Origin of the sequence: Streptomyces sp. NPDC094032 (assembly GCF_040303965.1) — a bacterium.
In the GTDB taxonomy this organism is placed as follows: Bacteria; Actinomycetota; Actinomycetes; order Streptomycetales; family Streptomycetaceae; genus Streptomyces.
This window is the reverse complement of sequence record NZ_JBEOUE010000003.1, coordinates 194,410-216,215: the sequence shown is the minus strand read 5'-3', so window position 1 is coordinate 216,215 and position 21,806 is coordinate 194,410. Positions and strand designations below refer to the sequence as shown.

Genomic DNA, 21,806 nt, shown 5'->3' with positions numbered 1-21,806 from the left:
GGGCCCGGACCCAGGCCGGTCGGCGCCCTGACCGTCGCGCCGACGCTTACCGTAGGGTCGGTGGTATGCGTCTGAGTACCGTGATCCTTCCCTCCCGTCGTTGGCACGAGGGAGGCCGTGACCAGTGGCTGCGCGCTGAGCAGCTCGGCTTCCACACCGCGTACACCTATGACCACCTGTCCTGGCGGACCTTCCGCGACGGTCCCTGGTTCGGGGCGATCCCGACGCTGACGGCGGCCGCCGGGGTCACCGAGCGGATGCGCCTCGGCACGCTCGTCACCTCGCCGAACTTCCGGCACCCGGTCACGCTCGCCAAGGAGCTGATCTCGCTCGACGACATCTCGGGCGGGCGGATCACCCTCGGCATCGGCGCCGGGGGCAACGGCTTCGACGCGACCGCGCTGGGCCAGGAGGCGTGGACGCCCAGGGAGCGGGCGGACCGGTTCGCCGAGTTCGTGCCGCTGCTCGACCGGCTGCTCACCGAGGACGCGGTCTCCGCCTCCGGCACGTTCTACTCGGCGGAGGAGGCCCGGAACATCCCCGGCTGCGTGCAGCGTCCCCGGCTGCCGTTCGCGGTGGCGGCGACCGGCCCGCGCGGGCTGAAGCTGGCCGCGCGGCACGGGCAGGCGTGGGTGACGACGGGCGACCCGAAGCTGTTCGAGGCGGGCACCCCCGAGCAGTCGGTGGAGGCGCTGCGCGGGCAGCTGGCCAAACTGGGCAAGGCCTGCGAGGAGATCGGCCGGGACGCCGCGCCGATGGAGAAGGTGCTGCTCACGGGCTTCACCCCGGACCGCCCGCTGGACTCCTTCGACGCCTTCGTGGACTTCGCGGGCACGCACTTCGCGCTGGGCTTCACCGAGCTGGTCGTCCATATGCCGATCGCGGACTCGATCTTCGCGGCCGACGAGTCGGTCTTCGAGAAGATCGCCACGGAGGCGCTCGACCAGCTGCGCTGAGGCGGGGTGGGCCGGGTCAGCGGATCCGGCCCGCGAGCCACGGCGAGAGCGTGACCCCGGTGACGAGCTCCTTGTAGGTCTCGTCGCCGGGGAGCGGGACGATCAGCCACCAGCCGGGCGGGAAGAAGCGGCCCTTCACATGGGCCAGGCCGCCGTGGGCGGAGCGGAGGAACGCGGGGACCGAGTCCCGGGGCACGTCGGCGAAGTCGATGCCCTCGACCGTGACTTTGGCGTCGTCCTCGGAGTACAGCTGGACGGTGATCGAGGGGGAGCCGCCGAGCTCGACGAAGGCCTCGTGGGGGAGCGAGCCGTCCGGGTCGAGGACGGTGAAGGCACCCGCGGAGGTGCGCCGGGAGGTCTGGTCGGCGCCGATGTCGTCGGTGACGGTCATCTCCAGGCCGAACTCCCGGGCTATCTCGCGGATCGCGGTGACGGCCGACTCGGTGGTGGGCAGGTGCGGGTGTGCCATGGGGACGATCATGCCGCAGGCGTCTTTCGGCCGTGTCCGGGCCGTCTTTCGGCCGTGCCTCAGCCCGGGAAGCGGATGAAGTGCGGTGGGACGGCGTCGGTGAGCCAGACGCCGTTGGCGCTGACGTGGAAGACGTGCCCGGCCCGGTGCATCGCCCCGGCGTCGACGCTCAGTACGACCGGCCGGCCGCGGCGGGCGCCGACCCGGGTGGCGGTCTCGCGGTCCGGCGAGAGGTGCACATGGTGGCGGGCCATGGGGCGCAGGCCCTCCGCCCGGATGGCGGGCAGCACGGCGGCGACCGTACCGTGGTAGAGGTACGCGGGCGGTTCGGCGGCCGGCAGGTCCAGGTCCACCCGCACGGTGTGGCCCTGGCTGGCCCGGATGCGCGTCCCCTCGATCGCGAAGCGTTTCTTGTCGTTGACGGCGACGACGTGGTCGAGCTCGGCGCGGGTGATCGGGAAGCCGTGCGCGGCGGCGGCCCGCAGCAGCGCGTCGATCTCGGTCCAGCCGTGCGGGTCGAGGATCAGCCCGATGCGTCCGGGCTGGTGGCGGAGGTGTTTCGACAGATACTTCGACACCTTCACGGTGCGTTTCTCGTCGTTCATGGAGTCGTTCATGGAGTCGTTCATGGATCGGTCCATGAATTCATTGAAGCCGCAGGTTTGATCCACAGCCAAGTGGGTTTATCCACAGGCTACTTGGCGATTCTGTGGACAACGCATCTTTATCCTCAGGTGGATTGATCGATTTGCCTGATATGTGCGGTATTTGAGGTAAGAGTGTCCAATGTCCTCTTCTGTACCTCTCGTTCGGTCGCCGCCGCGATGAAAGCGGACACGTTCTGCGGGCCAACCAGCCGCTGAACGGCCCGGATCGTCTCCGGCGGGAGCGCCACCGCGCGCGGCTCCTCGCCCCTCGGCAGCGGGGTGTCCGCCGCCAGGTGCTGCTGGAGGTGCCGGGTTGCGAACAGGCGCATCGCCCGCGCGAGTTCGGCGTCGACCGTCTGCTGGGCCAGCGGGCGCAGCCGCCGCACCATGGTCGCCGCCTCCGCCGCGTCGGCGTCCGTCGGCGGGCGGTGCTCCAGATAGCGGGCGAAGACGTGCTCGGTCGTGAACTCCAGGAAACGGGAGGCTATGTGCTCGACCTGGCCGCGAAGTTCCCTCAGATGGCCGGTGATCGCGGCCAGTGGGACGCCCGCCGCGTACAACTCGGCGGCCACCGCCAGCTCTTGCGGGCTGGGGACCAGGTACTCCTCGTCCTCCCGGTCCGGGATGCGCTCCAGGACGCCGAGCTCGATCGCCTCCCGGACCGCCGCCTCGTCCGGCCGGCCGCCGAAGCGCGCGTCGAGCTCGGCCCGCGAGATCCGGTCGGCCTCCTCGTCCGTCCACGGGCCGTCCACCTCGGCGACCAGACCGAGCACCCCGCCGAGACCTCGGCCCGCGTCCCAGGCCTCCAGGAGCTCCTTGATGGAGGCCAGGGTGTAGCCGCGGTCCAGCAGGTCCGCGATCTGCCGCAGCCTGGCCAGATGCGTGTCCCCGTACACGTTCGACCGGCCGCGCCGCTCGGGGCGGGGCAGCAGACCGCGGTCCTGGTAGGCACGGATCGTCCGGACCGTGGCCCCGCTGTGATGGGCCAGATCCTCGATCCGGTACTCCGGATGTGCTGCCCGCTCCGACGAATGCACCGACAAACCCACTCCCACCGACCGCTCCCTACTGCCTGCGAGGGATGGTACGACCCGCCCCTACGCCGGCGGCTGCCAGCGGGCCAGCGCCCGCAGCAGGCCCGGGGAGAACCGGGAGGCCAGATGCGCGCCCCGGGCCTCCGGGGTCACCGGGACCACGGCCTGGTCGCGCAGCACCGCGCGCAGGATCGCGTCCGCGACCTTCTCCGGCGGGTAGTTGCGCAGCCCGTACAGCCGGGAGGCCTTCTTCTGGCGCCGCTTCTCCTCGGCCTCGTCCGTGACGCCGGCGAACCGGGCGGTGGAGGTGATGTTGGTGTTGACGATGCCGGGGCAGATCGCCGAGACCCCGATGCCCTGGTCCGCGAGCTCGGCCCGCAGGCACTCGCTGAGCATCAGCACCGCCGCCTTCGACGTGCTGTACGCGGGCAGGGCGCGGGAGGGCTGGAAGGCCGCCGCGGAGGCCGTGTTGACGATGTGGCCGCCCTGGCCCCGCTCGGCCATCTGCGCGCCGAACACCCGGCAGCCGTGGATGACGCCCCACAGATTGACGTCGAGGACCCGCTTCCACTCCTCGCTCGTCGTCTCGAAGAAGGAGCCCGTCAGGCCGATGCCCGCGTTGTTGACCAGCACGTCGACCACGCCGTACTCGCTCGCCACCTTCGCGGCCAGCTTCTCCATCGCCGCCTCGTCGGCGACGTCGGCGGTCTCGCCCCAGGCCTCGGGCGCGCCGATCAGCCGGGCCATCTCCGCCGTACGGGCGGCCCCGTCGGCGTCCCGGTCCACCGCCACCACCCGGGCGCCGGCCTCCGCGAAGGCGAAGGCGGTGGCCCGGCCGATGCCGCTGGCCGCGCCGGTCACCAGGACCAGCTGGCCGCCGAAGCGCTCCGCGTACTCCGGCCGCACCCCGCTCCTGGCCGCCGTCTTCGGCGCCCTGGTGGCCGGGTCCTCGTTGGCCTCGACGAACTCGGTGATCCAGGCGGCCAGTTGGTCCGGCCGGGTGCGCGGCACCCAGTGCTTGGCGGGCAGGGTGCGCCGGGTCAGGTCCGGCACCCAGTCGGCCAGGTCGTCGTAGAGCCGCTCGGAGAGGAAGGCGTCCCCGGTCGGGGTGATCAGCTGCACCGGCGTGTGCGCGTAGGCGTCGGCGCGCGGCCGGGAGAGCCTGGCCCGCACGTTGTCCCGGTAGAGCCAGGCGCCGTGCGCCGCGTCGCTCGTCAGCGACGGCGTCGGGTAGTCGCCCGCCGGGATGCGTTCGAGCCGCTCCAGGAGGCGCGGCCAGCGCTTGCCGAGCGGCCCGCGCCAGGCGAGCTCCGGCAGCACGGGGGTGTGCAGCATGTACACGTACCAGGACTTGGCGCCCTGGCCGAGGAGCTGGCCGACCCGGCGGGGGGTGGGCCGGGTCATCCGGCTCTTGATCCAGTGCCCGAAGTGGTCGAGGGACGGGCCGGACATCGAGGTGAAGGAGGCGATCCGGCCCTCGGTGCGCGGGACCGTCGCGAACTCCCAGGACTGCACCGAGCCCCAGTCGTGGCCCACCAGATGGACCGGGCGGTCCGGGCTGACGGCGTCGGCGACGGCCAGGAAGTCGTCCGTCAGCTTCTCCAGCGTGAAGCCGCCGCGCAGCGGTGCCGGCGCCGTCGACCTGCCGTGGCCCCGGACGTCGTACAGGACCACGTGGAAGCGCTCGGCGAGCCGGCCGGCCACCTCCGACCAGACCTCCTTGGAGTCCGGATAGCCGTGCACCAGCAGCACGGTCGGCCGGGACGCGTCCCCCAGCTCGGCCACACACAGCTCGATCCCGCCCGTGCGGACCCAGCGCTCCCGCGCTCCGTCGGTCGTCACGCCGCCACCCCCTCCTCGTTCCAGCGCCGCACGTGCGGCAGGTCGTCGTCCAGCCAGAACGCGCTCTGCTCGGGGTCCCGGGAGTCGGTGACGACCAGGATCTCCTCGAACTTCGCGCCCGTACCCCGGAATCCGAGGTGCGGCTCGACCGCCCACAGGCCCGGCGTGGGCGGGTGGTCGGAGAACCGGTACGGCGACCACAGCGGCGACCAGCCGTCCCGGTGGCCGCGCAGGGCGTCGCTCGCCAGGCCCTTGAGGGACTGGGCGCCGAAGCCGAACAGCGTCGGCGACCAGCGGCGCTCCCTCACCCGGTCGATCTTGTGGGCGATCACGCCGAAGGGATAGGCCCGGTGCCTGTTCGCGTACCCCTGGCGGACCATCAGGCGGTCCACGTCCTCGTAGATCTCCCGCAGCGTGCGGCGCTCGCGCACCTCGCGCAGGATCAGCTCGCGGTGCTCCCTGAGGTCCGAGAGCAGCTTGTCCTGGACGGGGTTGAGCCCCATGGAGCCCGAGTAGCCGATGTCCGCCGTGTAGCCCTTGTAGACCGGGGCCATGTCCAGGATGAACGGCATCCCGGCCTCAAGCCGCCGGTCGGTGGGGAAGAACTGCAGCGGGATCCTGAAGTCGACGAAGGCCGTCCGGTCCCCGAACCAGGCGAAGGGCCGGTGGAACCAGTCCCTCACCCCGCGCTCGTACAGCCACTCCCGCTGCATCCGCGCCGCGTCGCGCTCGGTCACGCCCGGCTTGAGCTGCGCCGCGACGGCCTCCGCGCACTCGTACGAGAGGCGCTGCACCTCTCTGAACCCCCGGAGCTCCGCGGTGAGCTCGCGTGTCCCTGCCGTGCCTGCTGAGGCCATGCCACCCGCCCGTCCCGTGTGAGCGCCCGGCGACGCTACGCGTACGTAACTTGACATCGATGAATGTGACAATGCTCGGCGGCTGCGTCAAGAGGTCCGACGCGGCCTGTGGAAAACCCATGGCCAAAACGACTTTCGTCGCGGCTCCCCTACGGGCTTGTACATCTGGAGTCGGAGAGGGATCGAGCCGTTGGGCTGACGACCGGTGTGGCGCAGACCACTACCGTCGAAGGCGTGACTGTGATCGCGACCGAAAGCCTCAGCAAGCGGTTCCCCCGGGTGACCGCTCTCGACCGGCTCTCCCTGGACATCGGGCCCGGTGTGACCGGACTTGTGGGTGCCAACGGAGCCGGCAAGTCGACGATGATCAAGATCCTTCTTGGTCTGTCCCCGGCCACGGAGGGCCGCGCCGAAGTCCTCGGACTCGACGTCGCGACCTCAGGCGCCCAGATCCGTGAGCGCGTTGGCTACATGCCGGAGCACGACTGCCTGCCGCCGGACGTCTCGGCGACCGAGTTCGTCGTCCACATGGCGCGTATGTCCGGCCTGCCCGCGACCGCCGCCCGTGAGCGGACCGCGGACACCCTGCGCCACGTCGGTCTCTACGAGGAGCGCTACCGCCCGATGGGCGGCTACTCGACCGGCATGAAGCAGCGGGTGAAGCTGGCCCAGGCCCTCGTCCACGACCCGAAGCTGGTCCTCCTCGACGAGCCGACCAACGGCCTCGACCCGGTCGGCCGCGACGACATGCTCGGCCTGATCCGGCGGGTGTGGACCGACTTCGGCATCTCGGTGCTGGTCACCTCGCACCTCCTCGGCGAGCTGGAGCGCACCTGCGACCACGTCGTCGTCATCGACGGCGGCAAGCTGCTCCGCTCCAGCTCCACCAGCGACTTCACCCGCACCACCACGACCCTGGCGGTCGAGGTCACCGACTCCGACGCCCACCCCGACGGCACGGAGGCGCTCCGCGCCGCCCTGACCGCCGCCGGAGTGACCCTGCACGGCGGGACGGAGGAGGGCCTGCCCGGCGCCGGGCACATCCTGCTCCTGGAGGCCCCGGGCGAGGAGACCTACGACCTGGTCCGCGACACCGTCGCCGACCTCGGCCTCGGCCTGGTGCGCATGGAGCAGCGCCGGCACCACATCGCCGAGGTCTTCAAGCCGCAGCAGCAGGAGGAGGTGGAGACGCGATGAGCTCCCAGGCCCCCGAGAACACCCGGATCCACAACATCGGCTACCGCGGCTACGACGGCGCGCGGCTCGGCCGCCCGGCCGCGCGCAGAGCGCTGTTCTCCCAGTCGCTGCGCGGCGCGTACGGACTGGGCCGCAGCGCCAAGTCCAAGGTGCTGCCGATGCTGCTCTTCGCCGTGATGTGCGTGCCCGCGCTGATCATCGTCGCGGTCGCGGTCTTCACCAAGTCGTCGAAGCTGGCGATCGAGTACACCCAGTACGCGATCTTCCTCCAGATGGTGATCGCCATCTTCGTGGCCTCCCAGGCCCCGCAGTCGGTCTCCCGCGACCTCAGGTTCCGCACCGTCCCCCTCTACTTCGCCCGCCCGATCGAGCGCGTGGACTACGTGCTCGCCAAGTACGGGGCGATGGCCTCCGCGATGTTCATCCTCACCGCCTCCCCGCTGCTGATCCTCTGGATCGGCTCGCTGCTCGCCAAGATGGACTTCGCCGAGCAGACGAAGATGCTCGGCGAGGGGCTCGTCTCCGTGGCGCTGCTCTCGCTGCTCTTCGGCGGCATCGGTCTCGTCATGGCCGCCCTGACCCCGCGCCGCGGCTTCGGCGTCGCGGCCGTCATCGCCACCCTGGTGATCTCGTACGGGGCGGTCTCCACCCTCCAGGGCATCGCCTACGGCACCGACAACATCGGCGCCGTGAAGTGGATCGGCCTGTTCTCGCCGATCACCCTCATCGGCGGCGTGCAGGACGCCTTCCTCGGCGCCCCCACCGCCGCCCCCGGCGGAGAGGCCGCGGCACCCGGCACCGCGGTCGGCCTGATCTACCTGCTGGTCGTCCTCGCGCTGATCGCCGGTTCGTACGGCGTGCTGATGCGCCGCTACCGAAAGGTCGGGCTGTGACCACGCTCAACATCGACCACGCCTCGCGCTGGTTCGGCAACGTCGTGGCCGTCAACGACGTCACCATGACCGTGGGACCCGGTGTCACCGGCCTGCTCGGTCCCAATGGCGCCGGGAAGTCGACGCTGATCAACATGATGGGCGGCTTCCTGCCCCCCTCCACCGGCACCGTCACCCTCGACGGCGAGCCGATCTGGCGCAACGAGTCGGTCTACCGGAAGGTCGGCGTCGTCCCCGAGCGGGAGGCGATGTACGACTTCCTCACCGGCCGGGAGTTCGTCGTCGCCAACGCGGAGCTCCAGGGCCTCGGCGACGAGGAGGCCCGGCGGGCCCTCGCCACGGTCGAGATGGAGTACGCCCAGGACCGCAAGATCTCCACGTACAGCAAGGGCATGCGGCAGCGCGTGAAGATGGCCTCGGCCCTCGTCCACGAGCCGTCCGTGCTGCTGCTCGACGAGCCCTTCAACGGCATGGACCCGCGCCAGCGCATGCAGTTGATGGACCTGCTGCGCCGGATGGGCGCCGAGGGCCGCACGGTCCTGTTCTCCTCGCACATCCTGGAGGAGGTCGAGCAGCTCGCCTCGCACATCGAGGTGATCGTGGCCGGACGGCACGCCGCCTCCGGCGACTTCCGCCGCATCCGCCGCCTCATGACGGACCGGCCGCACCGCTATCTGGTCCGCTCCAGCGACGACCGGGCCCTGGCGGCGGCGCTGATCGCCGACCCGTCCACGGCCGGCATCGAGGTCGACCACTCGGCCGAGGGCGGACTGCGCGTCCAGGCCGTCGACTTCGGGCGCTTCACCGAACTGCTGCCGAGGGTGGCCAAGGAGCGGGGCATCCGGCTGCTCACGGTCTCGCCCTCGGACGAGTCCCTCGAATCCGTCTTCTCGTATCTCGTAGCGGCCTGAAAGGAGCCCGACCGATGTACAACCCCACAGTCGCCCGGCTCACCTACCGGGCCCTGCTCGGCCGCCGACGGGCGCTGATCCTCTTCCTGCTGCCCGCCATGCTCATCCTGATCGCCGCGGCGGTCCGCCTGTTCAACGGGGCCGACGACCAGGTCGCGGCCGACGTCCTCGGCGGTTTCGCGCTGGCCACGATGGTGCCGCTGATCGGCGTCATCGCGGGCACCGGCGCCATCGGCCCGGAGATCGACGACGGCTCGATCGTCTATCTGCTGGCCAAGCCGGTGAAGCGGCCGACGATCGTCTTCACCAAGCTGATCGTCGCCATCGCCGTGACGATGGTCTTCTCGGCCGTGCCGACGCTGATCGCCGGCTTCATCCTCAACGGCAACGGGCAGCAGGTGGCGGTCGCCTACACGGTGGCGGCCCTGGTGGCCTCCATCGCGTACAGCGCGCTGTTCCTCCTGCTCGGCACGGTCAGCCGCCACGCGGTCGTCATCGGCCTGGTCTACGCCCTGGTCTGGGAGGCCCTGTTCGGCTCCCTCATCGCGGGCGCCAAGACCCTCAGCGTGCAGCAGTGGTCGCTTGCCCTCGCGGAGAAGGTCACCGGCGACGGCCTGATCAGCTCCGAGGTGGCCCTGCCGACCGCGGTGACGCTCCTGGTCGCCGTCACGGTCGCGGCGACCTGGTTCGCGGGCCGCAAGCTGCGGACGATGACCCTGGCGGGCGAGGAGTAGCCGGCCCCCGGGGGCTCCGCGGCCCCAGTCCGTCCCCGGAGCCGTACGCGTCTCAGACCGTACGGTTCCGGGCGGCGAGCAGGCCGACCGCGAGGGCCGCCGCGCAGATGCCGAGCACCGCCACGATCGGCGGGGTCCAGGAGCCGGTCGCCTGGTGCAGGGCGCCGGCGGCCAGCGGGCCCGCCGCGGCCATGAGGTAGCCGACGGTCTGGGCCATCCCGGACAGCCGGGCGGCCGTCACCGCGTCGCCCGAGCGCAGCACGATCAGGGTGAGCGCGAGGCCCACCGCACCGCCCTGGCCCACGCCGAGCAGCGCCGCCCAGAGCCAGGCGCCCTCCACCGGGGCCACCATCAGCCCGGCGTAACCGGCCCCGACCAGCGTCGTCACCAGCACGATCAGCGGGCGCTGGCCGCGCATCCGGCCGGCGAGCAGCGGCACGGCGAAGGCGCCCGCCACCTGGATCAGGTTGTTGAAGGCGAAGACCACACCGGCCGTCGAGCGGCTCATCCCGTGGTCCGTGAGGATCGTCGGCATCCAGGCGATCAGGACGTACGACCACAGCGACTGAAGCCCCATGAACAGCGTCACCTGCCAGGCCAGCGGCGAGCGCCACACGGACCGCGCGGGCAGGGCGGCGGGGCTTCCGGCCCGCACCTCGTGCCCGGTGCGGCCCCGGGCGATCAGCACCTGCGGCAGCCAGGCGAACGCCGCCACCACCGCGAGCAGCGACCAGAAGCCGAGCGAGGCCCGCCAGCCGCCGAGCGCCCGCTCCAGCGGCACCGAGGAGGCCGCCACGAGGGTCGCGCCCGCGATCATCGCGCCCGTGTAGACGGAGGTCATCGAGGCGGCCCGGTCCGGGAAGTCGCGCTTGATGAGGCCGGGCATCAGGACGTTCAGCAGGGCGATCGCGGTGCCGGCCAGGACGCCGCCGGCGTACAGCGCGGCCGACGACGGCAGGACCCGCACCAGGATGCCGCCGCCGAGCAGCAGCAGCGCCGCGAACAGCACCCGCTCCGCGCCGAAGCGCCGCCCGAGCCAGGGCGCGACCAGCGCGCCGACGCCCAGGAAGAGCACCGGGACCGAGGTCACCAGGGAGGTCGCCGCCGCCGACAGGCCGTACGCCGTGGATATCTCGCCCACCAGCGGCGACACGCTCGCCAGCGCGGCCCGCATGTTGAGCGAGGCGAGCACGATCCCGACCAGGAGCAGCGCCGGATGCGCGAGCAGCGCCCGCCGGGCCGCCGTGCCCGCGGCGGAGGGCCGGACATCGGCCTCGGCATCGACGAGCAGAGGCGCCAGCACCTCGGGCACCTGGGGCGCCACCGACACCCCGGCCGCCACGGGCACCCCGGCCGCCACCGGCACCTCGGACGTCCCCCGGCTCACCGCGACCCCTCCGTCAGCGCCGCGACCGTCTCCATCGGGACCCGCAGCAGCTCGCGCGCCTGTGCCTCCGCCGCCTCCGGGTCCGCCGCCTCGATCGCCGCGACCAGCGCCTCGTGCGCGTCGATGTCGACCGGCGGCATGGCGTGGTCGCCGAGCGCCTCCGTCAGGGACTCGTGCACCTGGGTGGAGAAGAAGCGGTAGACCTCGCGGAAGGCCGCGTTGTGGGTGGCCTCGACGACCGCCAGGTGGAAGGCGACGTCGGCGGAGGCCGCCCGGTCGCCCTGCTCGCGCAGGGTGGTCAGGGCCGCCCGCAGCCGCAGCAGGTCGTGGGTGTCCCGGCGGACCGCCGCCAGGCGCGCCGCCTCCGCCTCCAGGGCGACCCGGAGCTCCAGCACGTCCAGGGCGCCCGCGTGCCGCACCCCGCGCAGGACGGCGGCGGGATCGGCCGTGGACCTGACGAAGGTGCCGTTGCCCTGCCGGGACTCCAGGAGCCCGGCGTGGACCAGGACGCGGACGGCCTCGCGCACGGTGTTGCGGCCGACGCCGAGGAGCTCGGCGAGCTCGTGCTCGGTCGGGATGCGGTCGCCGACGGCCCACTCGCCCTCGGCGAGCTGCGTGCGCAACTGCTCCACCACGGAGTCCACCAGCGAGACCCGTCCCGCCGCCTTCAGCGCCATCACCGCTTCACCACCCCATCATTCGCCCGGTTGCCCAGTCATCCTACAACTGCGCTTTCCGCTGGCCCCCGCCCCTCCGCAGCGGCGGGACTACTGTGGGCTCGTACGCGGACCGAACACCCTCACCACCCTCGGGAGTCAGTCATGTCAGACCGCTTCGACGTCGTCGTACTCGGAGCTGGCCCCGGCGGCTACGTCGCCGCCATCCGCGCCGCCCAGCTGGGCAAGCGGGTCGCGGTCGTCGAGGAGAAGTACTGGGGCGGTGTCTGCCTGAACGTCGGCTGCATCCCCACCAAGGCGCTGCTGCGCAACGCCGAGCTCGCCCACATCTTCAACCACGAGGCCAAGACCTTCGGCATCAAGGTCGACGGCACGGTCTCCTTCGACTACCGCGAGGCGTTCAACCGCAGCCGCACGGTCGCGGACGGCCGCGTCAAGGGCGTCCACTTCCTGATGAAGAAGAACGGCATCACGGAGTTCGACGGCCGGGGCACCTTCCTCGACGCGCACACGCTCCAGGTGAACAAGGCCGACGGCACCGCGCAGACGATCACCTTCGACCACTGCATCATCGCGACCGGCGCCACCCCGCGCCTGCTGCCCGGCACCGCGCTGAGCGACCGCGTCGTCTCCTACGAGCAGCAGATCCTCGCCGAGGACGCCCCGAAGTCGATCGTCATCGCCGGCGCCGGCGCGATCGGCATCGAGTTCGCGTACGTGCTGAACAACTACGGCACCAAGGTCACCATCGTCGAGTTCCTCGACCGGATGGCCCCGCTGGAGGACGAGGAGGTGTCCAAGGAGCTCGCCAAGCAGTACCGCAAGCTGGGCATCGACGTCCTGACCTCCACCCGCGTCGAGGCCATCGACGAGTCCGGCCCGCAGGTCCGCGTCACCGTCACCGGCAAGGACGGCGCGCAGAAGGTCCTGGAGGCCGACAAGGTCCTCCAGGCCATCGGCTTCGCCCCGAACGTCTCCGGCTACGGCCTGGAGAACACCGGTGTCGCCCTGACCGAGCGCGGCGCCATCGAGGTCGACGGCCGCTGCCGCACCTCCGCGCCGCACATCTACGCCATCGGCGACGTCACCGCGAAGCTGATGCTCGCGCACACCGCCGAGGCCATGGGTGTCATCGCCGCCGAGACCATCGCGGACGCCGAGACGATGGAGCTCGACTACGTGATGATCCCGCGCGCGACGTACTGCCAGCCGCAGATCGCCAGCTTCGGCTACACCGAGGCGCAGGCCCGCGAGAAGGGCTACGACGTCAAGGTCTCCAAGTTCCCCTTCATGGCGAACGGCAAGGCGCACGGCCTCGGCGACGCGACCGGCTTCGTCAAGATCGTCGCCGACGGTAAGTACGGCGAGATCATCGGCGCCCACCTGATCGGCCCCGACGTCACCGAGCTGCTGCCCGAGCTGACCCTGGCACAGCAGTGGGACCTCACCGTCCACGAGGTCGCCCGCAACGTGCACGCCCACCCGACGCTGGGCGAGGCCGTCAAGGAAGCGATCCACGGCATCGCCGGACACATGATCAATTTCTGAGGTTTCTCACGCATATCCCCCAGCTCGGGGTGATAGGCACACTTATGTGCCACGCGAAACCTCTCCCCATGCCCCGGGTGGCGAGCCGTCCCGACCGATCAGGTCGTGGGTGCGCTCGTCACCCGGTACGCATGTCTGGCTGGCCGTCATCGCGCTCACCAGCCTGTTCATCGCGCTGTCTCCGGACGGCCTGGAGCACTATCTGCTGCACCGCAACAGCAGCAACCTCTACGAGCTCTCCCGCCACCCGATGCGGGCGCTGCTCTCCAGCGCGTTCTGGATCGAGAACCCGCAGAGCCTGCTGCTCTACGCGGTGCTCTTCGAGATCTTCCACGCGCCCGTCGAGCGCTGGCTCGGCACGGCGAAGTGGCTGGTCGTCGTCGCGACGGCGCACATCGCCGCCACCCTGATCAGCCAGAAGGTCGTCCTGGAGGCGATCAAGAACCACGACGTGCCGCGCAGCATGGCGCATGTGGTCGACATCGGGGTGAGCTACGGCCTGGCCGCGTCGGTCGGCATCCTGACCTATCGGCTGCCCAGGCCCTGGCGCTGGTTCTACCTGGCGGGGGCGGTGGCCTTCTTCGCCGTGCCGCTGGTCTCCAACCACACGTACACCGACCTGGGGCACGCGATCTCCCTGGTCATCGGGCTCGCCTTCTGGCCGCTGACCCGGCACGCCCGGGATAAACCGGTGGTCGACACGGACACGTCGCACCGACACTAGGGGTACGGAAACGGGGCGGCCGCTTCGAGCGCGCGGGGGCGAACCGCGCGGGCCGCCCCGCTTCTCCGTACCGTGCTGTGCGCGCCCTAGGCGTCCAGCAGGCGCTCCAGGACGAGCGCGATGCCGTCCTCCTCGTTGGACGAGGTGACCTCGTCGGCCACCGCCCGCAGCTCCTCGTGGGCGTTGCCCATCGCGACGCCGCGCGAGGCCCAGCCGAACATCGGGATGTCGTTGGGCATGTCGCCGAAGGCGATCGTCTCGGCGGCCTTCACGCCCAGCCGGCGCGCGGCCAGGGAGAGCCCGGTCGCCTTGCTCAGACCGAGCGGGAGGACCTCGACGATCCCGGGACCGGCCATGACGACGTCGACGAGCCCGCCGACCGTCTCGCGCGCGATCCGGGTCAGCTCGTCGTCGCCGAGCGTCGGGTGCTGGAGGTACAGCTTGGTCAGCGGGGCCGACCACACCTCCGCCGGGTCCTCGAACGGGACGTACGGCAGGGGGCCCTCCTGGACCCGGTAGCCGGGCCCGATCAGGACCTCGCCCTCCAGGCCGTCGCGGCTGGCGGCGAGGGCCAGCGGGCCCACCTCGGCCTCGATCTTCGACAGGGCGAGTCCGGCGAGCTGCCGGTCCAGGGTGAGCGAGGTCAGCAGCCGGTGCTCACCGGCGTGGTAGACCTGCGCGCCCTGCCCGCACACCGCGATCCCCTCGTAGCCGAGGTCGTCGAGGATGTGCCGGGTCCAGGGCACCGCCCGGCCCGTGACGACGATGTGCGCGGCGCCCGCCTCCGTGGCGGCGACGAGCGCGGCGCGCGTACGGTCCGAGACGGACTCGTCGGCCCGCAGCAGCGTGCCGTCGAGGTCCGTCGCCACCAGGCGGTAGGGGAAGGTGCTCACTTGGAGATCGGCTCCAGGACCTCACGGCCGCCGAGGTAGGGGCGCAGCACCTCGGGCACGCGCACCGAGCCGTCCGGCAGCTGGTGGTTCTCCAGGATCGCCACGATCGTGCGCGGTACGGCGCACAGCGTGCCGTTCAGGGTGGCCAGCGGCTGCACGGTCTTCTTGCCGCCCTGCTCGTCGCGCATGCGGACGGACAGGCGGCGGGCCTGGAAGCCGTCGCAGTTGGAGGCGGAGGTCAGCTCGCGGTACTTGCCCTGGGTCGGGATCCAGGCCTCGCAGTCGAACTTGCGCGAGGCGGAGGAGCCCAGGTCGCCGGTGGCGACGTCGATCACCTGGAAGGGCAGCTCCAGGGAGGTCAGCCACTGCTTCTCCCAGTCCAGGAGCCGCTTGTGCTCGGCCTCGGCGTCCTCCGGAGCGACGTACGAGAACATCTCGACCTTGTCGAACTGGTGGACGCGGAAGATGCCGCGGGTGTCCTTGCCGTACGTGCCGGCCTCGCGGCGGAAGCACGGCGAGAAGCCGGCGTACCGCAGCGGCAGCTTGTCGGCGTCGATGATCTCGTCCATGTGGTACGCGGCGAGCGGGACCTCGGAGGTGCCGACCAGGTAGTAGTCGTCCTTCTCCAGGTGGTACACGTTCTCCGCGGCCTGGCCGAGGAAGCCGGTGCCCTCCATGGCGCGCGGGCGGACCAGCGCGGGGGTGAGCATCGGGATGAAGCCGGCCTCGGTGGCCTGGGCGATGGCCGCGTTGACCAGGGCGAGCTCCAGGAGCGCGCCGACACCGGTCAGGTAGTAGAAGCGGGAGCCGGAGACCTTGGCGCCGCGCTCGACGTCGATGGCACCGAGCGCCTCGCCGAGCTCCAGGTGGTCCTTGGGCTCGAAGCCCTCGGCGGCGAAGTCGCGGATGGTGCCGTGCGTCTCCAGGACGACGAAGTCCTCCTCGCCGCCCACGGGCACGTCCGGGTGGACGATGTTGCCCAGCTTGAGCAGGAGCGCGCGGGCCGTCTCGTCGGCCTCGTTCTGCTCGGCCTCGGCGGCCTTGACGTCGGTCTTGAGCTGCTCGGCCTTCTGGAGCAGCGCGGCGCGCTCCTCGGGGGAGGCCTTGGGGATCAGCTTTCCGAGCGACTTCTGCTCGGAACGGAGCTCGTCGAAGCGGACGCCGGACGACCTGCGCCGCTCATCGGCGGAGAGCAGGGCGTCGACGAGCTCGACGTCCTCTCCACGGGCGCGCTGGGAGGCGCGAACACGGTCGGGGTCCTCACGGAGCAGGCGAAGGTCAATCACCCCACCAGGCTACCGGTGCGCGATCGTGCGGCCCCACTCGATAAGGACGCGCGTGTCACTTTGCCCGAATTGCTTTGTTTTTCCGTGCTTTTCCCTTTCAGGGTTCTCCACAGGAATGCGGAGCTCCGAAGGGTTATCCACAGGCTGTGTGGAAGATCTGTGGACCGCGAGGGCCGCCGGCATTTTCCCACTCCTTCGAGTGGGAATACCTCGCCCCGAAGAGTGGACCTCCGGAGCAGGGGTGACGACGATTTGTCGACGATGCCGGATGTGCGGCCGACCGCGACGGACGCGCTTGTCGACTTGTCCCCAGGTCGAGAAGCGAGCCTGTGGATAACTTTGTGGAAAGGGCTATGCCCGGCCGTCCTGGGCCCGCGCCAGCCAGTCCGAGGCGTCCGTGAACTCCGCGTCCGTGGTCCCGCGCCGCAGCGGCGGCACGTCCTCGACGGCCACGCCCGCCCGCGGATACGAGCCGAGGAAGCGCACCTTCGGACAGATCCGCTTCAGCCCCATCAGCGCCTCACCGACCCGCCGGTCCGAGATATGTCCTTCGGCGTCCACCGCGAAGCAGTAGTTGCCGATGCCCGCGCCCGTGGGACGGGACTGGATCAGCATCAGATTGACCCCGCGTACGGCGAATTCCTGGAGGAGTTCGAGAAGCGCGCCCGGGTGGTCCTCACCCAGCCACAGCACGACCGAGGTCTTGTCGGCACCCGTCGGCGCGGCGGGCCGGGCCGGCCGGCCCACCAGCACGAAGCGCGTCTCCGCGTTCTCCGCGTCGTGGATCTCGGTGACCAGGGCCTCCAGGCCGTACGTCGCCGCCGCGAACTCGCCCGCGAAGGCCGCGTCGAAACGCCCCTCCTGGACCAGCCGGGCCCCGTCCGCGTTGGACGCGGCCGACTCCCACACCGCCTCCGGCAGATGCGCCCGCAGCCAGTTCCGCACCTGCGGCTGGGCCACCGGGTGCCCCGTGACGGTCTTGATCTCCGACAGCTTCGTCCCGGGCCGTACGAGCAGCGCGAAGGCGATCGGCAGCAGCACCTCGCGGTAGATCATCAGCGGCTCGCCCGAGGCCAGCTCGTCCAGGGTCGCGGTCACCCCGCCCTCGACCGAGTTCTCGATCGGCACCAGCGCCGCCGCGGCCTCGCCGTTGCGCACGGCGTCCAGCGCCGCCGGGACCGAGACCATCGGGACGAGCTCCCGCGTCGCGGCCTCGGGCAGCGTACGCAGCGCGGCCTCCGTGAAGGTGCCTTCGGGACCGAGATACGTATACCGGGTGGCTGACATACGGGTCACCCTAATGGCAGCGGATCGCCCGCGAGGCGCCCACGGAAGGCCTAGGCCTCCAGCAGACGCTGGCCCACGTACTCGCCCTCCGCCGCCCCGCCCGGCACCGCGAACAGGCCGCTCGCCTCGTGCCGTACGAACGGGGACAGGGCGTCGCCCCGGTCCAGCTTGCGCTGCACCGGCACGAAGCCCCGCAGCGGATCGGCCTGCCAGCAGACGAAGAGCAGACCGGCGTCCGGGGTGCCGTCCGCGCCGATCCCGTCGTGGAAGGAGAACGGCCGCCGCAGCATCGCCGCGCCGCCGTTCTGTTCGGGGGCGGAGATCCGGGCGTGGGCGTTGTCCGGGATGACGGTCTTGCCGTCCGGGCCGAACTTGTTCAGGTCCAGCGGGGTGGTCTCGCTCCCGCCGGTCAGCGGCGCCCCGTCCGACTTCCGCCGGCCGATCACCTTCTCCTGCCGGTCCAGGGGCAGCTTCTCCCAGTCGTCAAGCAGCATCCGGATCCGCCGGACCACCGCGTACGAACCGCCGGCCATCCACTCCTGGCCGCCGGACGCGCCCTGGCCGCCGCCCGGGACGAAGATCCGCCGGTCGAAGTCGGCGTCCGCCGGCTTCGGGTTGTTGGTGCCGTCGACCTGGCCCATCAGATTGCGGGCGGTCATCGGCCGGGCCGTGGCACCGGCCGAGCGGTTGAAGCCGTTCATCTGCCAGCGCACCCGCGCCGCGCCGTCGGCGTCCTTCTGGAGCGCGCGCAGCGCGTGGAAGGCGACCAGCGCGTCGTCGGCGCCGATCTGCACCCACAGGTCGCCCTCGGAGCGCTTCGGGTCCAGCGCGTCGGAGGAGAACGCGGGCAGCGGATCCAGCTGCTCCGGGCGGCGCGCGGCGAGCCCGGTGCGGTCGAAGAAGGTACGGCCGAAGCCGAAGGTCACGGTCAGCGAGGAGGGCCCGGCGTCGAGCGCGACCCCCGTGTCACCGGTCGCGGGCTTGCCCGCCATCAGCGCCTTCGCCGTGGCCGACCAGCGGCGCAGCAGCGCGGCGGCCTCCTTGCGGCCCGCGCCCGGGACGAGGTCGAAGGCGACCAGATGCCCGCGGGACTGAAGCGGAGTGGTGATCCCCGCTTGATGTTTCCCGTGAAACATCGCCTCGGTCGCGCCGACCGAGGCCAGCGCCTGGGAGCCGCCCACGCCCGCGCCGGAACCGCCCCCGTCCTCCGAGGAGGCGAAGCCGACCCCGCCGGCCGCGCCGATGAGGAGACCGGTGGCGCCCGCGGCGCCGACGGTGCCGAGCAGCTTCCGCCGGGAGATATCAAGCGTGTCGTCGTTCACGGGGTTCAGCCGATCTTCACGTTCTTGTCGATGGTGGTCTGGTCGATGTCGGACGTCCGCACGGTGACCTGCATCTGCCACTCGCCCGCCATCGGGAGCTGGACGCTCGCGGCCGTCCAGTGCCCGGTCTGGATCCGGTCCGGCAGCACGGGAAGCGGGCCGATCTGCTTCTCCTTGAGGGTGAAGGCGACCTTCACCTCGGGCACGTCCAGGGGCCGCCCGTTGGGCCGCAGCACGAAGATGTGCAGCGCGTTGGCGCCGGTGCGCCCGGGGGACAGGGTCAGCTGCACGGTGCCCTTGCCGTCCACGCCGCCGGTGTCGAAGGGCAGCCGGACGTCGATCGGCCGGTTGGGCACGGCCGAGGAACCGGCCGCCGCCTTGAGACGGCCCGCCTCCTCCTCCGTACGGCCCGGCTCGGTCGAGGTCAGCACGGTCGTCACGGCGAGCAGCACGACCGCGACGGCGGCCTCGGTCAGCACCGAACGGCGCAGCCCGGCCCGCTCGGGGTCGGCGTCCCGCTCCCGCTTGCGCCGCGCGGTGGCGACGGCGGCCCGCTGCCGAGCGAGCTGCTCGGAGCGGGCGGTGTCGGGGTCGGTGTCGGTGTCGCTTTCGGTGTCGTCGGCCTCGTCGGGAGCGGCGGTCGCTTCCTCACCCTCCGGAGCGGAGGCGGCCTCGGTCGCCTCCCCCAGCCGCCGTACCCACCGGCGCGACACCCAGGCGATGCCCACGAGGACGGCGACCAGGCCGATCTTCACCAGGAGCAGTTGCCCGTACCGCGTGTCCGTCAGCGCCGACCAGGTGCCGACCTGTCGCCAGGACTGGTAGATCCCGGTCGCGGCGAGGACGACGACCGAGCCGAACGCCAGCTTCGAGAAGCGCTCGACCGCCGCCCGTTCGACGGACGGCTCCCGGTACAGCGCGACCAGCAGGGTGGTCAGGCCGCCGAGCCAGACGGCCACCGCGAGCAGGTGCAGGATGTCGACCGGCATGGCGATGCCCGGCTGGAGCCCGGTCGAGGCGTGCTCGGCGAGCGCCCAGGTGCCCGCGATGCCGGCCGCGACGACGGAGCCGCCGAGCGCGAGGCCGAAGGTGAGGTCCTTGTGCTCCTTCTCGTCGGTGCGCCGGGCGTACGCGCCGAAGAGCACGGCCACGAACAGCGCCGCCGCGCCGAGCAGCAGCAGCCGCGAGGAGAGCGCCGCCCCGGTCTTCGTCGCCAGGACGGACTGGAGCCCGGCCAGGTCGAAGACGCCGGAGAGCTTGCCCGAGCCGGTGTACGGGGAGCGCAGCAGCAGCATCGCGAGGGTGGCGCCGGTCAGCGTGAGCCAGCCGCGGACCACGAGCCGCTGCACCGGCCGCACGCCCGCCCCGCGCGGCCAGCAGGCCAGGACGAAGGCCCCGCCGCCGACGAGGACGACGAAACCGGCGTACGAGAGGTAGCGCGCGATCCCGTACAGCGCGCCGACGATCCCGCCGCCCGCGCTCTGTTCGGGCAGGGCGACGGAGGTCGTGGAGGGGGCGCCGACGGAGAAGGTGAAGGCTCCGGAGACCGGGTGGCTGTCGGCGGAGACGGTCTGCCAGGCCACCGTGTAGGTGCCGTCGGGCAGTCCGGGCATGAGCTCGACGCCGTAGCGGACGATCGAGCCGCTGCACATGTCGCGGATCTCGCCGGTGTCGACCCGCTTCCCCGAGGGGTCGAGGACCCGGATCGAGTCGGCGCCCATGGCGACCTGCTCGGAGAAGGTGAGGTCGACGTCCTTGGGAGCGGTGGCGACCACCGCCCCGTCCTGCGGGTCGCTGCCGGTCAGGGCCGCGTGCGCGGACGCGGGGCCCGCGGTGGCGAGCAGCGTGCCCAGGAGCGCGGCCACGACGAGCAGCAGCCGGGTGACGGCTTGCCCGAGGCGCGGGGCGGTGGTGGTCATCGTCCGGTTCTCCCTCGACTGGCTCAGTGCTGCTTCGGGTCGTGGTTCGGCGCCTCGACGGGAAGGTCGACCTTGAGCGGGCCGGACTTCTCGAAGTGGAGCTCGATGCTCACCTTCTCGCCCTGCTTGGGCTGCTTCTTCAACTCCATGAACATGAGGTGATTGCCCCCGCGTTCCAGCTTGAGCTCGCCGTTGGCCGGGATGTCGAAGGCCTTCACCTGCGTCATCTTCTGGTTCTTCGTCTCGTGCATCGTGACGTCGTCCGAGAGACCGCTGGTGACGGAGGTGAGCTTGTCGGCGACGTCGCCGCCGTTGCTGATGGTGAGGAAGCCGCCGGCCATGTCCATCACCGGCTGCGGCATGAAGGCGCCGCTCACCTTGAGTTCGGGCGCGTCCGACGACCCGCCGGAACAGCCCGTCAGCGCGAGCGCGGCGGCGAGCGCGACGGAGGCGGACAGGGCGGTGGTGCGGCGGTTCACGGGTTCTCCCCCTTGATGAGCTTCGGCAGGTCCTTGGCGTAGTCGTCGGCGCTGGTGCTCTCGCCGTACAGGACGTACCCCTGGTCGGTGGTCGGCGAGAAGGCGATCACCTGGGCGCCGTGCATGGAGACGACGGTGTTGCCCTCCTTCTTCGCCGGGTCGATGCCGATGCCGATGGAGCGGGCGCCCGCCTGGATCTTCTTGAAGTCGCCGGTGAGGCCGACGAAGGACGGGTCGCCGGCGGCCGGCAGCCACTTGCCCAGCTCGGCCGCGGTGTCCCGCTCGGGGTCGGTGGTGACGAAGACGACCTGGAGCTTGTCCTGGTCCGCCTTGGGGAGCTGCTTGCGGGCGATGGCGATGTTGCTCATCGTCAGCGGGCAGACGTCGGGGCAGTGGGTGTAGCCGAAGTAGACGAGCGTCGGCTTGCCCTTGGTCGCCGCGCGCAGGTCGTACGGCTTGCCCTCGGTGTCGGTGAGGACGAGGTCGGGCTTGGTGAACGGCCGGTCCAGGACGGTGGCGGCCTTGTCGTTGTCGCTGCCGCCGGAGACCTCGGCGACCGGCCCGCTGGTGGTGCCGGGCTTCTTGTCGTCGCCGCCGCCGAGACCGACGGCGGCCGTGATCCCGAGCGCCGCGACGATCGCCACGGCGGCGGCGATCAGCGGGGCCCGGCGGCCGGGGCGGCCGCCGTCCTTCGCGTCGTCGGTGCCGGGCTTCTGGGCAGCTGTCTTGCTGTCGGACATGGTG

At 71.5% G+C, this 21,806-nt stretch carries 21 protein-coding genes; 7 read left to right on the top strand and 14 right to left on the bottom strand.

All coding sequences use genetic code 11. The features are described 5' to 3' along the window. Nucleotides 1-65 precede the first annotated feature (65 nt). A complete protein-coding gene (locus ABTZ54_RS07260; RefSeq protein ID WP_351658176.1) occupies nucleotides 66-956 on the top strand; it encodes an LLM class flavin-dependent oxidoreductase in 891 nt (296 codons plus the stop codon). A gap of 16 nt (nucleotides 957-972) precedes the next feature. Here ABTZ54_RS07260 and ABTZ54_RS07255 read toward each other — a convergent pair whose 3' ends face one another. The 5 genes from ABTZ54_RS07255 to ABTZ54_RS07235 form a co-directional block, all read right to left on the bottom strand. Next, nucleotides 973-1,425: a hypothetical protein gene (locus tag ABTZ54_RS07255; protein ID WP_351658174.1), complete on the bottom strand. Its 453-nt coding sequence runs from the start codon at nucleotides 1,423-1,425 to the stop codon at nucleotides 973-975. A gap of 59 nt (nucleotides 1,426-1,484) precedes the next feature. Then, the gene (locus tag ABTZ54_RS07250; RefSeq protein WP_351658172.1) at nucleotides 1,485-2,066 is read right to left on the bottom strand and encodes an RNA 2'-phosphotransferase; all 582 of its coding nucleotides are present in this window, start codon (nucleotides 2,064-2,066) and stop codon (nucleotides 1,485-1,487) included. 89 nt (nucleotides 2,067-2,155) lie between these two features. Continuing rightward, entirely contained in the window at nucleotides 2,156-3,109 is a 954-nt protein-coding gene (locus ABTZ54_RS07245) for a MerR family transcriptional regulator (protein WP_351658574.1), read from the bottom strand. Nucleotides 3,110-3,169: 60 nt separating this feature from the next. After that, on the bottom strand, nucleotides 3,170-4,948 hold the full coding sequence (locus ABTZ54_RS07240) for an SDR family oxidoreductase (protein ID WP_351658170.1): 1,779 nt from the start codon (nucleotides 4,946-4,948) through the stop codon (nucleotides 3,170-3,172). Continuing rightward, a complete protein-coding gene (locus tag ABTZ54_RS07235; RefSeq protein WP_351658168.1) occupies nucleotides 4,945-5,805 on the bottom strand; it encodes a M24 family metallopeptidase in 861 nt (286 codons plus the stop codon). The genes ABTZ54_RS07240 and ABTZ54_RS07235 overlap by 4 nt, the downstream gene beginning before the upstream one ends. A 240-nt stretch (nucleotides 5,806-6,045) precedes the next feature. On the opposite strand from ABTZ54_RS07235, the gene ABTZ54_RS07230 reads away from it, so the two are divergent. The 4 genes from ABTZ54_RS07230 to ABTZ54_RS07215 are packed head-to-tail and all read left to right on the top strand — an operon-like array spanning nucleotide 6,046 to nucleotide 9,540. Continuing rightward, nucleotides 6,046-7,002 (top strand): ABC transporter ATP-binding protein, encoded by a 957-nt coding sequence (locus tag ABTZ54_RS07230; RefSeq protein ID WP_351658573.1) that lies wholly within the window; start codon nucleotides 6,046-6,048, stop codon nucleotides 7,000-7,002. Further along, a complete protein-coding gene (locus ABTZ54_RS07225; RefSeq protein WP_351658166.1) occupies nucleotides 6,999-7,895 on the top strand; it encodes an ABC transporter permease in 897 nt (298 codons plus the stop codon). The genes ABTZ54_RS07230 and ABTZ54_RS07225 overlap by 4 nt, the downstream gene beginning before the upstream one ends. Further along, nucleotides 7,892-8,806, top strand: a complete 915-nt coding sequence (locus ABTZ54_RS07220) for an ABC transporter ATP-binding protein (protein ID WP_351658164.1) — start codon at nucleotides 7,892-7,894, stop codon at nucleotides 8,804-8,806. The genes ABTZ54_RS07225 and ABTZ54_RS07220 overlap by 4 nt, the downstream gene beginning before the upstream one ends. Before the next feature lie 14 nt (nucleotides 8,807-8,820). After that, on the top strand, nucleotides 8,821-9,540 hold the full coding sequence (locus tag ABTZ54_RS07215) for an ABC transporter permease (protein WP_351658162.1): 720 nt from the start codon (nucleotides 8,821-8,823) through the stop codon (nucleotides 9,538-9,540). Nucleotides 9,541-9,592: 52 nt separating this feature from the next. Here ABTZ54_RS07215 and ABTZ54_RS07210 read toward each other — a convergent pair whose 3' ends face one another. Further along, complete coding sequence (locus ABTZ54_RS07210; RefSeq protein ID WP_502997202.1) at nucleotides 9,593-10,852, bottom strand: CynX/NimT family MFS transporter; 1,260 nt, start codon at nucleotides 10,850-10,852, stop codon at nucleotides 9,593-9,595. 71 nt (nucleotides 10,853-10,923) lie between these two features. Then, complete coding sequence (locus ABTZ54_RS07205; RefSeq protein WP_351658161.1) at nucleotides 10,924-11,604, bottom strand: FadR/GntR family transcriptional regulator; 681 nt, start codon at nucleotides 11,602-11,604, stop codon at nucleotides 10,924-10,926. Between the two features lie 144 nt (nucleotides 11,605-11,748). On the opposite strand from ABTZ54_RS07205, the gene lpdA reads away from it, so the two are divergent. Beyond that, complete coding sequence (gene lpdA, locus ABTZ54_RS07200) at nucleotides 11,749-13,152, top strand: dihydrolipoyl dehydrogenase (protein ID WP_351658152.1); 1,404 nt, start codon at nucleotides 11,749-11,751, stop codon at nucleotides 13,150-13,152. A 109-nt stretch (nucleotides 13,153-13,261) separates the two neighbouring features. After that, nucleotides 13,262-13,876: a rhomboid-like protein gene (locus ABTZ54_RS07195; RefSeq protein WP_502997196.1), complete on the top strand. Its 615-nt coding sequence runs from the start codon at nucleotides 13,262-13,264 to the stop codon at nucleotides 13,874-13,876. A gap of 86 nt (nucleotides 13,877-13,962) precedes the next feature. Here ABTZ54_RS07195 and ABTZ54_RS07190 read toward each other — a convergent pair whose 3' ends face one another. The 7 genes from ABTZ54_RS07190 to ABTZ54_RS07160 all read right to left on the bottom strand — a co-directional run bounded on the left by ABTZ54_RS07190 (nucleotide 13,963) and on the right by ABTZ54_RS07160 (nucleotide 21,802). Continuing rightward, nucleotides 13,963-14,769 carry an HAD family hydrolase gene (locus tag ABTZ54_RS07190; RefSeq protein ID WP_351658146.1) on the bottom strand — a complete coding sequence of 269 codons (807 nt, stop codon included), beginning with the start codon at nucleotides 14,767-14,769 and terminating at the stop codon, nucleotides 13,963-13,965. Further along, entirely contained in the window at nucleotides 14,766-16,055 is a 1,290-nt protein-coding gene (serS, locus tag ABTZ54_RS07185) for a serine--tRNA ligase (RefSeq protein WP_351658143.1), read from the bottom strand. Before serS ends, ABTZ54_RS07190 begins: the two co-directional genes overlap by 4 nt. Nucleotides 16,056-16,406: 351 nt before the next feature. Next, a complete protein-coding gene (gene pheA, locus ABTZ54_RS07180; protein ID WP_351658139.1) occupies nucleotides 16,407-17,342 on the bottom strand; it encodes a prephenate dehydratase in 936 nt (311 codons plus the stop codon). 50 nt (nucleotides 17,343-17,392) lie between these two features. Next, nucleotides 17,393-18,664, bottom strand: a complete 1,272-nt coding sequence (gene efeB, locus ABTZ54_RS07175; RefSeq protein ID WP_502997195.1) for an iron uptake transporter deferrochelatase/peroxidase subunit — start codon at nucleotides 18,662-18,664, stop codon at nucleotides 17,393-17,395. Between the two features lie 5 nt (nucleotides 18,665-18,669). Continuing rightward, complete coding sequence (locus ABTZ54_RS07170; protein ID WP_351658137.1) at nucleotides 18,670-20,583, bottom strand: copper resistance CopC/CopD family protein; 1,914 nt, start codon at nucleotides 20,581-20,583, stop codon at nucleotides 18,670-18,672. Nucleotides 20,584-20,606: 23 nt separating this feature from the next. Further along, nucleotides 20,607-21,062 carry a copper chaperone PCu(A)C gene (locus ABTZ54_RS07165; RefSeq protein WP_351658134.1) on the bottom strand — a complete coding sequence of 152 codons (456 nt, stop codon included), beginning with the start codon at nucleotides 21,060-21,062 and terminating at the stop codon, nucleotides 20,607-20,609. Beyond that, nucleotides 21,059-21,802: an SCO family protein gene (locus ABTZ54_RS07160; protein ID WP_351658131.1), complete on the bottom strand. Its 744-nt coding sequence runs from the start codon at nucleotides 21,800-21,802 to the stop codon at nucleotides 21,059-21,061. Before ABTZ54_RS07160 ends, ABTZ54_RS07165 begins: the two co-directional genes overlap by 4 nt. Between the last annotated feature and the right edge of the window lie 4 nt (nucleotides 21,803-21,806).